Source organism: Saccharibacillus sp. CPCC 101409, from assembly GCF_030518235.1.
Classification (GTDB): Bacteria; Bacillota; Bacilli; order Paenibacillales; family Paenibacillaceae; genus Saccharibacillus.
In genome coordinates, this window is the sequence record NZ_JAULSA010000001.1 from 362,452 (window position 1) to 376,557 (window position 14,106).

Consider the following 14,106-nt stretch of genomic DNA (forward strand, 5'->3'; position numbering starts at 1 on the left):
GTCGATCCGGAGGCTTGTGCGCGGCTTACGGAGAAGGTGGAATCCGAATGAAGATCAAGAAAATAAGAGCGGACGCGCAGGCGCTGCTGTTCCTGCTGCCTTTTTTGCTGGTGTACGGCTTGTTTACCGTCTGGCCGATGATCAAAGGCGTCGAGATGACTTTTTACAAATGGACGCTGATCAAAAAAATGGACTTTATCGGGCTGGATCATTACCGTCAGGTGCTGCGGGATCGGGAAGTATGGGAAGCTTTGTGGCACTCGGCTATTTTTGTCGTACTGACGACGCCGACCATGGTCGCGCTGTCTATCTCGCTGGCGCTGATCGCCAATCGCAAATCGCTGCTTCAGAAGTTCTATCGCAGCCTCTTTTTTATTCCCAGCGTTCTGTCCGTGGCGGTCGCTTCCTATCTGGGCCTGTTCGTGTTCCAGCCGTATACCGGTCTCGTGAATTCGATCCTGCATCTGGTCCGGCTTCTGCCCGAAGGCGCGGAAATCTTCTGGCTGACCGAGAAAAGTCTGGCATGGATCGTGATTACTCTCGTAACGCTGTGGTGGACGGTCGGTTTTAACTTTATTTTGCATCTGTCGGCGATCCAGGAGATCCCGGACGAGATTTACGAAGCGGCGCGCCTGGACGGCGCGAGCGACAACCAGATTTTCTGGAAAATCACGCTTCCGTACCTGGCCCCGATCACCCGGATCATCACCATGCTGCAAATTATCGCTTCGTTCAAGGTCTTTATGCAGATCTATATCATTACCGGCGGCGGGCCGCTGGATCAGACCCGGCCGATTATCCAGTTGATCTACGAGACGGGCTTCCGGAAAAACGATCTGGGTTATGCGGCGACGATGTCGTATCTGCTGTTCGTGATCCTGCTCGTCCTTTCGGCGCTGCAATATTGGATGAATAATCGGAAAGGAGCGGGAATGTGATGAAATGGCTGTATCGGATCGTTGCGTTGTTGATGTCTTTTCTGTTCGCGGCGCCGCTGGTCTGGATGCTGGTGGTCTCGGTCAAGGAAGAAGGGATGAAAGTCATTACCGTCCTGGACTGGTTCAAGCCTCCGTATTCGCTGGCCGTCTACAAAGAAGTGCTGACCGGAACGAAGCTGGTCGCCTGGATCGGCAACAGCCTGCTGGTGGCCGTGCTGGTTATGGTGCTGACCGTGGCGGTGGCGGCCCTGGCCGGCTTCGCGCTGTCGAAGATTCCGTTCCGGTATCGCACGCTTACTTTCTTCGTTGTGCTGTCCGGCCTGCTGATTCCCGGAGAAGCGACGATTATTCCGCTGTACCAGGTGGCGAAGGAAATGGGACTGCTGAACTCCTACCAGGGTTTGATTATTCCCGCGCTTGCGTCTCCTGTTGCGGTGATTGTGCTGAAAAGTTTTTTTGACGGAATCCCGAACGATCTGCTGGAAAGCGTCCAGATCGACGGCGGGGGAACGTGGCGGATTTTTAGCCGGATCATGCTGCCGCTTACGCGTCCGGCGATGGCTTCGATGGCGATCCTGACGTTTATCGGCTCGTGGAACAACTTTCTGTGGCCGTTTCTTTCGATCACGGACGACAATTTGTTTACGCTGCCGATGGGCATCCCCACGCTGATGAGCCAGTATTCGGAAGATTACGTCAAACCGATGGTGATCAACGCCGTGGCTTCGATCCCGGTTATTATTTTGTTTGTGGCGTTCGAACGGCAGATCGTCAAAGGGATCAGCATGTCGGGCATCAAAGGCTGAACGGGAGGACTGGAATGGGCGGAAAATGGCGAACGGGTATCCTGCTGTCTTTGTTGGCGCTCGGCGCGGCCGGATGCGGCCCCGGCATTCGGGAAACGCCCGAGCGCGAAGCGCAGATGTATACCAATCCTGTTACTCTGGAAGACGAATGGGGCGATTACGGGCTGGGCGACCCGTTTGTGTTTGCGTACAACGGACAATATTATCTGTATGTCAGCACAAGGGATACCGATGCGGGCGTAAAAGTATGGCGCTCGGACAATCTGACGGACTGGTCGTATGAAGGATTGTGTACGGAAGATCCCGCGACCCTGGGCGCTTATGCGCCTGAAGTCAGGTATTGGAACGGCAAATTCTATATGTACACTTCCCCGGCCGGTCAGGGCCATTACGTGCTGGAGAGCGACAGTCCGACAGGACCGTTCGAGGTGGCGACCGGCAACTTCGGACGCACGATCGACGGCACTACTTTCGTGGACGACGACGGCAGATGGTACTTTTATTACGCGGGAGACAAAGGGATTCAGGCGGCCGGGATGACCGATCCGCTGACCTTGAAGCAAGAAGAAGTTCAAACCGGGGCTTATATGGGCGGCTGGACCGAAGGGGCGACGGTATTCAAACGCGGGGACCGCTATTATATGACGTATACCGGCAATCATGTGTTCAGCGCCGGCTACCGGGTGGACGCGGCCGTAAGCGATTCGCCGCTCGGAACGTTTGGCGGGTTCGCGAACAATCCGCTGCTGCTGCGCACCGAAGGCGCCGAAGCGGGAGCCACTGTAGGCGTCGGCCACAATTCGGTCGTCCGCGGCCCCGATCTGGATACGCAGTATATGATTTATCACAATCTGGAAGGGCGCGGGATTGTCGGACCGCTGCGCCATATGAATATGGACCGGATCGTCTGGAACGGGGAGCGATTCAGCGTCTGGGGACCTTTATCGGCTCCACAACCCAAACCCGCTCTGCCGGACTTCGCCGAACGGTTCGCCGACAAGAAAGCTTTGAAGGAATGGGAGTCCGTCGGAAACGGGACCTGGTCCGCGAGTCCGGACAGCGGTCTGGCTGCGAAGGCGGGCAGCGGAAACTCGGCAGCCGTCCTGCTGCTGGCCAAACCGCAGACGGAAGCCGATTATACGGCCGAGTTCCATGTCCGGGTCGAAAACGGCGAATCGGCGGGCGCGGTGTTTGCTTACAAGGACCCGGACAATTACGCCGTCGCTTTGCTGGACCGGCAGGCGGGGGAAGTCCGGGTCGAGAATCATCGCGGCGGCGGGATCGAAACGGCGAAATCGGCGCCGCTGCCGGAAAACCTGGATATCGGACAGCTGCAAAATGTACGGCTTGAAGTCGAAGGAGCGGAAGTGGTCGTCTACGTGCAGGAGATGCGTCTTCTTCAATTGGAGCTTCCGTCGGCCGCGGGAGGCGGCCGAATCGGTTATGCCGCTGTAAACGCCGATGCCCGCTTCGGCTATGCGGCGTTCGGCAACGAAGTGCACGGCAGCGGCGTGCGGAAAGCTTACGCGCCGCTGCCCGGCGAGATCGATGCCGTTCATTATGCGCAGGCGGAGAATCGGCGCGGCGCTGCGGTCCCGGCGCTGAAACCGGACGGCGAAGGCGGTTATACGCTCGCGGATCTGGACACGGGCGCGGCGCTCGGCTATCGGGTCAACGTTGCGGAAGACGGCCGCTACAATCTGAGCCTGCGCCTTTCTCCGGGGAAGAACGGCGCCAAAAGCAGACTGCTGGACGGCCGCAAAGAAATCGCCGTTTTCGAAGCGAAAGCTTCCGGCGGCGAGAGCGGCGGCTGGCAGACCGTTTCGGTTCACGGAGTCGATCTCGAACGGGGGCTGCATCAATGGAAGCTGGAGATTACGGAAGGTTCGATGGAACTGGACTGGATCGAAGCGGGATTGCATACTTCGCCGGAACCGTCTTCGGACGACTTTGAAGACGGAAACGTGTTCGGCTGGACCCGTTACGAAGGCGACTGGTCGGTGAAGGACGGACAGCTCCGCGCTTCGTCGCTGCAGCCCGGCAAAATATTGTACGGGGACTACGGCTGGACGGATTATTCGGCGGAAGCCGACCTGAGCGTGCCGGAAGAAGGCGGCCAATCCGGCGTGCTGGTAAGGGCGACCGAACCGGCAAACGGACTGGAGCAGAACCAGAACCGGGACGATTTCCTGCGCGGCTATTCTGTGTTCCTTCGAGACGGGCGTATTCATCTGGTCAAGCATGATTACAATACGCAGCCGTTGGCGGACGTTCCTTACGAACTGCCGCCGGCGGGCGAATGGGTGCATATGCGGGTAGCGGTCGAAGGAACCGTGATCGCGGTCTATATGCAAAGCGAAGACGAGCCGGTGCTGACTTTCGACGACCGGAGCGAACAGCCGTGGCTGCAGGGGAAAGCGGGCTTCAAAACCGCGGGAACCGCCGCGCGATTCGACGACTTCGCGATCGAGCCGACGGCAGCGAACTGACGGCAAAGCCCGACGGAAGCAAATCGCGATGCAAAACCAGGATGAGAAAGGACAAGTGCATACTTATGGCAGTAGGGGCTTACAGAAAAAATTATCCGCGTCCGCAGTTCGTGCGGGAAGAATGGCTGGATCTGAACGGAGAATGGGATTTTTGTTTCGACGACGGACACCTGGGAGAACGGGAGCGTTGGCATTCGAATTTCCCGGCGGGATTGAAAATCGAAGTCCCGTTTACTTACGAAACCGCGGCGAGCGGAATCGGCATTCCGGAATTTCATTCCCGGGTATGGTACCGCAGAAAAGTGGCCGTTCCCCGGCAGCCCGCCGGAAAAAGAACGATTTTGCATTTTCAGGGCGTCGATTACAAAGCGAAATGCTGGGTGAACGGAACGTTCGTCGGCGAGCACGAAGGCGCTTATGCGGCGTTCTCGTTCGATATTACGCCGTACCTGGCGTACGGCGAAGAAAACGACCTGGTGCTGGAAGTCGAAGACAGCCAAAGTTGTACGCAGCCCCGGGGCAAACAGCGCTGGGTGGACGACAACTTCGAATGCTTTTACGTGCAAACCACCGGCATCTGGCAGAGCGTATGGCTGGAATACGTACATGAAGTCCGGATCGATTCGGTAAAAATGACCCCGGATATCGATCGTCATACGATCCGGTTCGACTTTCAGCTGACAGGCGCGGAACGGCGGGAAGGTCTGACGCTGGACACCCGGATTACGCTAAACGGACGGCAGGTGGCGCAGCTCAATTTGTCCGCCGACAGGGCGTGGGTCACGGTCGAAGTCAATGTGTTCCACGAAGCGGGCGGCCCGTGGAAACAGTCGCTGTGGTCGCCGCAGCATCCGAATTTGTTCGATGTGGAATTTGGGCTGCTGCAAAGCGGGGAAGAGCTGGACCGGGTGTATTCGTACTTCGGCATGCGCAAGATATCGATCGAAAACGGGCAGATTCTGCTCAATAACGCGCCGCTTTATCAAAAACTGATTCTGGATCAGGGCTATTGGCCCGACAGTCATCTGACCCCGCCGTCCGAAGAAGCGCTGATCGAAGATATCGACAGTGCATTCGCCCTCGGCTACAACGGCGTGCGCAAGCATATGAAGATCGAAGACGCGCGGTTTCTGTACTGGTGCGATGTGAAAGGCATGCTGGTCTGGTCGGAAATGGGAGCCGCGTTCGAGTTCAACGATCGGGCGGCGGCTTCTTTTACCCGGGAATGGCTGGAGATCCTGCCGCAGCAGTACAACCATCCCTGCATCGTGACCTGGGTTCCGTTCAACGAATCCTGGGGAATCTCCACGATCGCCCGCGACGTCAGACAGCAGCGCTTCACGGAATCGATCTATCATTTGACCAAGGCATTCGACCCTTACCGTCCGGTGATAACGAACGACGGCTGGGAGCATACGGTTTCGGATATTCTGACACTGCACGATTATGTGGAGAGCGGAGAAGAATTCCTCGAACGGTATCGGGACAAAGACGCGATCGTCAACAACGAGATTTCGTTCAATAATTCGAGATACGCTTTTGCGGAAGGCTACCGTTATACGGGGCAGCCGATTATCGTCAGCGAGTTCGGCGGTATCGCGTTCCGGAGCGCAAGCGGCTGGGGATACGGCAATCAGGTGGGTTCGGAGCAAGACTTCATCGAACGCTTCCGCGGCATCACCCGGGCGATCCGTTCGATTCCTTATCTGGCCGGATACTGCTATACCCAGCTTGCCGACGTGCAGCAGGAAGTAAACGGGCTGCTGACGGAAGACCGCCGGCCCAAGATCCCGGCCGAAGTCGTCCGCGAGATTAACGGGTAGCCAACGGACAGCCGCCGAGCGATTCAGGACCGGCAGCCGGCTGCCGTAAACCGCAGGCGTATCGCTTTATAATCCCATCGAAAACAGGTGATCGAGGATGAAGAAAAAGGGACTTCCGCTGTATCGCGAAATACAGAATCAAATCAGACGGCAGATCGAACTGGGAAACTTCAGACCCGGAGACCGGATTCCGTCGGAGAAAGAATTGGCCGAGCGGTTTTATGTCAGTTTGATTACCGTCAAGAACGCGCTGGCCGGCCTGGCCGACGAAGGAACGCTGGTCCGGGTGCAGGGAAAAGGGACTTTTGTCGCCGGCGAGCCGCTGATCCGTTTTTTGGCCGGCGGGGAAATGCGGAAGTAATCGTGAAAGTAAAAGCAGCCTTTTCCCGCTGACGGGTCAAGGCTGCTTTTCTTGATGGGCCGAGATGTTCGAACAGCGGGGCAAGGGGGCGTCAACGATTGTTACGGACGCACCTGGAACTGATCGAACTGGCTGTTGTTGTTCATCGCGCGCAGCCCGGCTTTGCCGTGGGTAAACGCGTTGGCGCTGTTATCGTTGTAATCGATCTTGGGAACGTTCATGTCGCCGACGTAAATCTTGATATTCGTTCCGTTTACGACAACTTTCATATGATGCGTCGTATTCGCCGGCAGCGATACCGGCGTATTGGCGAGCGCCGTGTAGCCGTAGTTCATTTTGCCGAGATAAACGCCGTCGGGCTTGATAAAAGCGTAATAACCCTGCACATAATCGGGATTGTTGACGCGGTCTTTGCCGTTCGACGGGTTGTTGACGCGTACCAGCACGCCCGAATCGCCGGTGGCCGTCAGCTGACGGATATCCGTCTCGACCGTGTAGTCCGCCCAGCGGTCGCTGCCGATCGTCGTCTTGGCGAAGGAATTGGCGGCGGTGGCGGTATACTGGCCTCCGGTCACCGACCAGTCGCCTTCAAACCGCGTCCAGCCGTTATCGTTGCCGTCGTCGAAGTTATCGGTCACGGCCGCGACCGGCTCGCTGCGGGTCAGGGTCATGCTGCTGAAATCGAACTCGCCTTCCGCAATTTCGAACCGCAGTTCGTGATTGCCGGCGGTCAGGTAAATGCCTTTCTTGCTTGTGGTCTGCCAGTTCTCCCAATCGCCGGTGTTCTTCACGCCGACCGCTCCGGTCAGGTCCTGCGTTCCGTCCCATACCCGGAACTTGGCGTTGGCGAACGTAGTTGCGGCCCGGACGTCCAGATCGTACGTGCCGGACTCCGCGACGTTGACTCTGTATTTCATCCATTCGCCGGTCTGGTTCCAGCCGACCACGTTCTTGCCTTCGGCCGCCGACAGCCGGATATCCACGTCGCCGGAGCGGTAAGCGCCGCCCGTGTTGCCGCTGCTGAGATCGTGATAGGCCGTTCCTTCGGCGCCGCTCACATAATGCACGGCTTCGATCGTTCCGGGCGCCGGTTTATACGCGTTCCAGGCGCTGCTGCCGCCGACTTTGCCGCTGTAAGCGACGTAGCCGAAGTCGGCATGGGCATCGGACGTCGTGTAGCCGACTTTGCCGCCGCCCAGTCCCTGGATATTCCGGGTCTGTTTGTTCATGCCGTCGACGTACACGGTGAACGCGGTCCCGGATTTCTCCACCCGGATCTGATGCCATTTCGTATAGTCGAATCCGCTCGGCAGCGAAGCATACTGCCAGCCCTGGCTTACTCCGCCGACCACATACTGCGTTTCCAGCCGGTTCAAGCTGCGGTTCAGCACGGCCACGCCGTAGTTGGACTCGTTCGTGTACGAAAAGACCGCGCCGTACAGCGGATTGGCGGTCGTGCCCTGCTTGATCTGCTTGGTGTTGAACTCCGCCGTATAATCCGCAGCCGTCGTACCCGAAGTAACCTGCCGGTACCAGGCGGCGCTGCCGATCGTATCCTGCCACATCAGCTCCTGGTTATAGATGCCCCAGGTTCCGCCGCCCACGTTGGTCCACGAGCTTCCGATGGACGTCCGGTTGAACCGGTCGGAGAAGTCGGGCAGTTCGGGATTGACCTGATTGGAGGTGGTCGGTCCCAGCACCGTCATCCGGTCGCCGTTCCAGACGATCCGGTCCAGATTGATCTTGCGGCCGGGATAGGTGATGTTTCCGTCGTGCGCGTGGCTGTGGTACACCATGAAATCCGAATCGAGATCGGGACCGCGCACGATGCTGTTGTGGCCGAGCCCGACGTTGGGACCTTCCGTATTGATCAGCACGGGATTCTGGCCGGAAGCGGGAACGTAATTGGCCGCGGGCGAACTGCTGACCGCGTAATCGACCCGGTAAGCCGAGTTCCAGACATGGTTGCCGGTGTAGGTCATGAAGTATTTGCCGTTGCGCTTAATCACCGTCGGCCCTTCCGTCCACCCGTTCATCGACAGTCCGCTTGCGGCCGCCGGTCCGAATTGGGTCGGGCTGCTCATCGGGCGAATCGCGATCTGGTCGGCGCCCGTCGAGTAGAAATACCACTGGCCGTTGTCGTCGACAAACACGGAACCGTCGATGCCCATGCCCACATTGCCCGTCGCCGGAACGAAAGGTCCCAGCGGGCTGGCGCTTTTCAATACGTAATGGCCTTTGCCCGCGGGCGAGGTATACATATAAAAGTTACCGTCCACGTGGTAGAAGACTTCCGGCGCGTACGCGCCTTTGGTGATGGGATCGGTGGTACAGAGCCCTTTGTACGTCCAGTTGACCAGATCGGTCGAAGACCAGACTTTGATGCCCTGCTGATCGTCGACGGTACTGACATACAGATAATATGTACCGTTGAATTTCAGGATATAGGGATCGCCTTCGCCGTAAAAATCGCCGTTCGCCCATTTCCACGAATCGGTTATGTTCAAAGGATTGCTGTAAGCAAACGTCTGGGCGGCAGGAAGCAGCATCAGCGTCGCAATCCCCGCAAGCAGCATTTTTCGCCATTTCAAACTCGATCATCTCCCATTATTCAAATAAAAACGGCAGTTCCTATACTTGCTGCGTTTCGCCTCCTTTCCCAAATTTGGATAACGCTTTCATTTATCAACATAACAAAGGAGATCGGCGGATTTCTATACTCAATACAGTATAAAACGGGCATTCGGCGCGAACCGGGCAGATCGGGTATAATGAAAAAAACGATTCCCGATGGATGTGAACCCGATCATGACCTCGACAACGAAAGGACGCAAGCTGTTTATTACCGATATCCACGGCGAATACCGCGGCCTGATCGCGCTGCTCGCGGAAATGGACTACGACCCGTTTACCGATCGCCTGACGGTCGGCGGCGACCTGATCGACCGCGGGCCGGACAGCGCGCTGGTCGTGCGTTATCTGCGCACGCTCCAGAGCATGCACCCCGAACGCGTCTCCGTATTGACCGGCAACCACGAAGAAATGCTGAGCTGGTACCGGTCGGACCGGTCGAAAATGTGGCTGATCCACGGCGGCGAAGAAGCGCGGCGGAGCTTTGAACGGACCTTCGAAGACGAAGCGGAAAGCCGGGAGAATCTGGACTGGCTGCGCAGTCTGCCGATGGTGATCGAAGACGACGAGTTTGTCTACACGCACGCGGGCTTTGTGCCGGATACGCCGCTGCACGCGCAGAGCCGGGATATTCTGTGGATGCCGGAAAGCGAGTTCTATGCGTATCCGGGCGAACGAATTCTCGAAGCGACCGGCGGCCGGCCGGTCGTGCACGGCCATACGCCGTGCGAATTTATTTGCTTCGACGGCGCGCGGCTGAACTGCGATCTCGGTTCGCATACGTACGCGATCGAAGAAAGCCGCTGCCTTGCGCTGGTCGACCTGACCGGCGGCGAGTACGCCGTCTACGGCTGCGCCGGCGGGCAGATCGCCCGGCGGAGGCTGAGCGGAGGGTTCGGGGGCGTAGAGTAAACGCGGCGCGAATAAAATCGGTGCATAAAAAAGCGGTTCTTCGCAGTCGTAAAGACAACGGAGAACCGCTTTTTTGCTGTTTCTTCACTATACGGGGGCCGGTACCGGTTATACGCGGTCCGACGGGAGTTTGGGCTCGGCCTGCTTTGCGGCGGCGGCTTTGCGGCGCTTTCTGCGCATGAGCAGGAAAACGATCAGCGCGATCACGACGACCAGTACGGCCGAAGCCGCGTAGACGATCCGGCGCACATTCGGCACGGCGAACGTCAGCTCGATGACGTTCTCGCTTGTGGCGGCGAGATGCCAGGTAAGCGTTTTGCCGTCGGACGAAACCTCGTCGGCGTTGTTTTCGCCCGGCTTGATCGGCAGCGTCAGCTTGAAATTGAAATCGAATTCCCGCTCGATCAGCCGGTTGACGATCCGCGAGCCGATATAGCCGGTCAGCGACGACGATTCCGGCAGGATCTGCGGCGGATTGGCGGTTACGACCAGATGATGCGTCGTGGTGAACAGCCCTTCTTCCTGCGTATTCTGCATCGTGATGCCGTCGGGCAGCTCGGGCATTCGTCCGCTTTGCAGATCGACTTTGCGCGAAGCGCTCAGCCCGCTCTGGCCGTCGGCGCTTACGGCCTGCGCGTCGAGACCCTGCTCCCGCAGGCTCGACGCGATCTTCTCGGGCAGATCGCCCTGCCCGATCGTGTTCAGCGCCGATTCGCTGATCGTCGCGTTCATATGGATATCGGCGGTGCCGTCCCGATTGACGACAACGCCCACTTCTCCCTGCGCGCAGGCGCCGAGCAGCAGGGACAGGGAGAGAAGCATGAGCAAAACGGCGGAGCGGTAACGTTTGGATTTCACGGGACTCAGACTTCCTTTCCTGGTCGGTTGGCTCTATGTATATAACATAACCGATTTTCCGGGTCCGGTCACATTCGGGATATCCTCGTTCGCTTATCCGCTATCCTTCCGCTGTTTCCGAATCTGCCCGCCTGCTGTTGGTCAGGCTCCATATTTCCTATCCGCAGTGTGGGGATTCGGGTTGTTTTTTTGATTTCGAGGGTTTTGGGGCAAGTTTGTTTGCTAACGGAACGAGGAGGGCTGAAGCCTATTGCGGCGCGCCCGGCGTTTCCAGCAAAGCGTAGGCCGCGCCGATCACGCCGGCCCGTTCGCCGAGCTCGGCCGCGTGCAGGCCGATGCCGCCGGCGCGGTACACCGGCATCAGCCGGCGGACCATCTCGCGCTCGACCCGGCCGAGCAGGAAATCGCCCTGGCGCGTGATCGCTCCTCCGAGCACGAAATCGCCGCAGTTCAGCGTATGGGCCAAGTTGACCAGGCCGATCGCGATCATCTGCGCGTAATGATCCACAATGCCGAGCGCGTCCCGGTCGCCTGCGCGCGCCGCTTCGAACAGCAGCCGCGGGTCGCGTTCCCAGGCTGCTGCTGCGGCCGCTTCCGCGCGCTCGCGGATCAGCCGCTTGAGCGCGCTGACCGACGCGTACATCTCCCAGCAGCCGCGCTGTCCGCAGCTGCATACGGGACCGCCCTGCGCGACGGTCATGTGGCCGAAGCCTCCGGCGTAGCCGCCGCGGCCGCCATAGATACGGCCGTCTTCGACGATGCAGCCGCCGATGCCGGTGCCGAGCGCGGCGCAGACGAAGCTGCGCAGTCCGCGCTTCGCGCCGGCTCCGCGCCACAGCTCGCCGAGCGCGATCGCATGCACGTCGTTGAGCACGGCCGTGTCCAGGCCGGTTCGCTCCGCGACTGCGCCGCGCAGATCGGTGCCCGTCCACCCGGGCAGGATCTCGGTCGCATAAGCGATGCGGCCCTGCGAATCGACGAATCCGGCCGTACCGATGCCGATTCCGAGCAGCTCGAAGCCTTCGGCCGCGGAAGCGGCGGCCGCTGCGTCGGCGATGCCGCAGATCTTGTCCAGCAGCGCTTCCCGGCCGCGCGCTCCTTCCGTCGGCAGCGTGCGAAACCGCGTGACTTCGCCGTCCGTATCGACGAATCCGGTTTTGATTCCCGTGCCGCCGATATCGATGCCCAGCACGAACCGGCGGTTCTCCGGCCCGCCCTGCGGGATTTTCAATCCTTTTTGCATAAAGGAATCACTCCTTGATCGGGATGTTTGCCGCGCAGCGAAATCCGCACCGGGGTCTCTGTCGCCGTTCGAACATTTTCTGCATGCTGCATTTTTCCTGCCTCCAGTATAGATGCCGCAAACTTAACGTGTAAAGAAAATTATTTTCTTAATAAACGGATTTTTTGAAAAAAATAAACCAAAACTATTTACAGCCGTTCGGCGCTCTGCTAATTTATAGGCATGGATTTGCAAAATCCTGGGACCCAAACGAGGCGGCGACAGTATCGAATCGAACCAAGCAAGGCACTCGAAGGAGGCGTTGAAACCATGGAAACGTTTGACGTAATCGTGATGGGAGGCGGAGTATCGGGGGCGATGGCGGCCTGCGCGGCGGCAAAAAGCGGCGCGAATACGCTGATCGTGGAATCGCAGGGGTATCTGGGAGGCACGCTGACCGCAAACGGAGTCGGTCCGATGATGACGTTCCACGCGGGCGACAAGCAGGCGGTGCAGGGACTGACGGACGAATTGATCGAGCGGCTGAAAAGAATCGGCAAATCGCCGGGGCATATTTTCGATACGGTGGGCTATACGTATTCCGTGACCCCGTTCGATGCCGAAGCGATGAAAGTCGAGCTGGAATCGATGGTGCTGGAAAACGGCGGACGCATTCTGTACCACACGGTGCTGGCCGAATCGCATACCACAAACGGGCGCATCGAAAGCGTAACGGTCTGCAACAAATCCGGACTGACGGAGCTGCGGGCCAAAGTATTTATCGACGCGACGGGCGACGGCGATCTGTCCGTGCGTTCGGGAGCGGAGTTTACCAAAGGCCGCGAATCCGACGGAGCCGCCCAGCCGATGACGCTCAAGATGAAGATGATCGGCGCGGATGTCGGGAAAGTCAAAGCTTACATACATGCGCATCCCGAAGACTTTCCGGCTTACAAAGGCGACACGTCCATCATCGAGAAAGCGCCGCGTTTGTCCACAGCCGGCTTCGTCGGACCGTTCAAAGCGGCCAAAGAACGGGGCGAAATCTCGATCCCGCGCGAAGATATCCTGTTTTTCGAAACGAACACGCCGGGCGAGATCATTTTCAACACAACCCGCATTCTCGGCAAAGACGGAACCAATGCCTGGGACCTCAGCCTGGCCGAGATCGAAGGACGCAAACAGTGCCGGGAGCTGGAGCTGTTCGTAAAAAAATACATCCCGGGATTTGAAAACGCTATCGTGACGTCCACCGGACCTTCGATCGGCGTGCGGGGCTCGCGTCAGATCAAAGGATTGTATACGCTGAACGCCGAAGACATTCTGGAGCAGACCAGGTTCGACGACGCCATCGCCCACTCCGGCTATCCGATCGATATCCACAGTCCCGACGGCGAAGGCACCAACAGCCGCAAGCTCGAATGGGGCGGCATGTACAGCATTCCGTACCGCAGCCTCGTCACCGCGGAGCTGTCCAACCTGATCGTCATCGGCCGATGTTTGTCCGCTACGTTCGAAGCCCAGGCCGCCGTGCGCACCACCCCGACGACCGGCGCGATCGGCCACGCCGGCGGAGTCGCCGCCGCGCTGGCCGCGTCCGGCGACGGCGATGTGCGCGAAGTCGACGTCCGCCGCGTGCAGACCGTGCTCAAGGAACAGGGCGCTTATCTGGAAGTGTAGCAGGCAGGGTAAGGCGGAAGACGAATGCCGAGCGAAAAGGGTCGGGAAACGGCGCAGAGCGAACTCGGAACGCCGCATAGATTCGCAGCGGATTCAGAGTTTAAAAAGAAGATTGCCCGACCCGCACCCGCTGCCGCCGCACGCTTGCGTTTATGCTGCCGCAAAGCCGCTCACGCTCCCAACTCAACATCCTACATTGCGCAAAAAGCAACGTAGAGCCCGCAAATCAGTCTTTTCCGATGCTACGTTGACAATAAGGCAGCGTAGACGCCCCAAAAACGCAAATTTGCCCGCTGACCATGCTCCAGGTTGCTTTTTCGTCAACGTAACCTGCCTAAAAGTATCAAAACACCTTCTACATTGACAAAAAAGCAACGAGAGTTCCG

The 14,106-nt window shown here is 58.6% G+C and carries 10 protein-coding genes; 7 read left to right on the forward strand and 3 right to left on the reverse strand.

Annotation, left to right across the window (positions count from 1 at the left end; all coding sequences use genetic code 11):
- The first annotated feature begins 47 nt into the window (after positions 1-47).
- The 5 genes from QWJ34_RS01505 (at position 48) to QWJ34_RS01525 (ending at position 6,417) form a co-directional block, all read left to right on the forward strand.
- On the forward strand, positions 48-938 hold the full coding sequence (locus QWJ34_RS01505) for a carbohydrate ABC transporter permease (protein WP_302725280.1): 891 nt from the start codon (positions 48-50) through the stop codon (positions 936-938).
- Complete coding sequence (locus QWJ34_RS01510; RefSeq protein WP_302725281.1) at positions 938-1,744, forward strand: carbohydrate ABC transporter permease; 807 nt, start codon at positions 938-940, stop codon at positions 1,742-1,744. Before QWJ34_RS01505 ends, QWJ34_RS01510 begins: the two co-directional genes overlap by 1 nt.
- Before the next feature lie 14 nt (positions 1,745-1,758).
- On the forward strand, positions 1,759-4,233 hold the full coding sequence (locus QWJ34_RS01515; protein WP_302725282.1) for a family 43 glycosylhydrolase: 2,475 nt from the start codon (positions 1,759-1,761) through the stop codon (positions 4,231-4,233).
- 65 nt (positions 4,234-4,298) lie between these two features.
- Positions 4,299-6,056: a glycoside hydrolase family 2 protein gene (locus QWJ34_RS01520; protein WP_302725283.1), complete on the forward strand. Its 1,758-nt coding sequence runs from the start codon at positions 4,299-4,301 to the stop codon at positions 6,054-6,056.
- Positions 6,057-6,153: 97 nt separating this feature from the next.
- Positions 6,154-6,417: a GntR family transcriptional regulator gene (locus QWJ34_RS01525; protein ID WP_368046213.1), complete on the forward strand. Its 264-nt coding sequence runs from the start codon at positions 6,154-6,156 to the stop codon at positions 6,415-6,417.
- Between the two features lie 101 nt (positions 6,418-6,518).
- Here QWJ34_RS01525 and QWJ34_RS01530 read toward each other — a convergent pair whose 3' ends face one another.
- Positions 6,519-9,008: a family 43 glycosylhydrolase gene (locus QWJ34_RS01530; RefSeq protein ID WP_302725284.1), complete on the reverse strand. Its 2,490-nt coding sequence runs from the start codon at positions 9,006-9,008 to the stop codon at positions 6,519-6,521.
- A 217-nt stretch (positions 9,009-9,225) separates the two neighbouring features.
- Between QWJ34_RS01530 and QWJ34_RS01535 the strand changes: the two genes are divergently transcribed.
- Entirely contained in the window at positions 9,226-9,960 is a 735-nt protein-coding gene (locus tag QWJ34_RS01535; RefSeq protein ID WP_302725285.1) for a metallophosphoesterase, read from the forward strand.
- Between the two features lie 108 nt (positions 9,961-10,068).
- Here QWJ34_RS01535 and QWJ34_RS01540 read toward each other — a convergent pair whose 3' ends face one another.
- A complete protein-coding gene (locus QWJ34_RS01540) occupies positions 10,069-10,818 on the reverse strand; it encodes a hypothetical protein (RefSeq protein WP_302725286.1) in 750 nt (249 codons plus the stop codon).
- A gap of 247 nt (positions 10,819-11,065) precedes the next feature.
- Positions 11,066-12,061, reverse strand: a complete 996-nt coding sequence (locus QWJ34_RS01545; protein WP_302725287.1) for an ROK family protein — start codon at positions 12,059-12,061, stop codon at positions 11,066-11,068.
- 309 nt (positions 12,062-12,370) lie between these two features.
- Here QWJ34_RS01545 and QWJ34_RS01550 point away from each other — a divergent pair, with 309 nt between their 5' ends.
- Positions 12,371-13,720 (forward strand): FAD-dependent oxidoreductase, encoded by a 1,350-nt coding sequence (locus QWJ34_RS01550; RefSeq protein WP_302725288.1) that lies wholly within the window; start codon positions 12,371-12,373, stop codon positions 13,718-13,720.
- The last annotated feature ends 386 nt before the right edge of the window (positions 13,721-14,106 follow it).

Excerpts from the sequence above, each read along its gene's own strand:
- QWJ34_RS01505 (WP_302725280.1), top strand. The coding sequence starts at position 48 with ATGAAGATCAAGAAAATAAGAGCGGACGCGCAGGCGCTGCTGTTCCTG.
- QWJ34_RS01510 (WP_302725281.1), top strand. The coding sequence starts at position 938 with ATGAAATGGCTGTATCGGATCGTTGCGTTGTTGATGTCTTTTCTGTTC.
- QWJ34_RS01515 (WP_302725282.1), top strand. The coding sequence starts at position 1,759 with ATGGGCGGAAAATGGCGAACGGGTATCCTGCTGTCTTTGTTGGCGCTC.
- QWJ34_RS01520 (WP_302725283.1), top strand. The coding sequence starts at position 4,299 with ATGGCAGTAGGGGCTTACAGAAAAAATTATCCGCGTCCGCAGTTCGTG.
- QWJ34_RS01525 (WP_368046213.1), top strand. The coding sequence starts at position 6,154 with ATGAAGAAAAAGGGACTTCCGCTGTATCGCGAAATACAGAATCAAATC.
- QWJ34_RS01535 (WP_302725285.1), top strand. The coding sequence starts at position 9,226 with ATGACCTCGACAACGAAAGGACGCAAGCTGTTTATTACCGATATCCAC.
- QWJ34_RS01545 (WP_302725287.1), bottom strand. The coding sequence starts at position 12,061 with ATGCAAAAAGGATTGAAAATCCCGCAGGGCGGGCCGGAGAACCGCCGG.
- QWJ34_RS01550 (WP_302725288.1), top strand. The coding sequence starts at position 12,371 with ATGGAAACGTTTGACGTAATCGTGATGGGAGGCGGAGTATCGGGGGCG.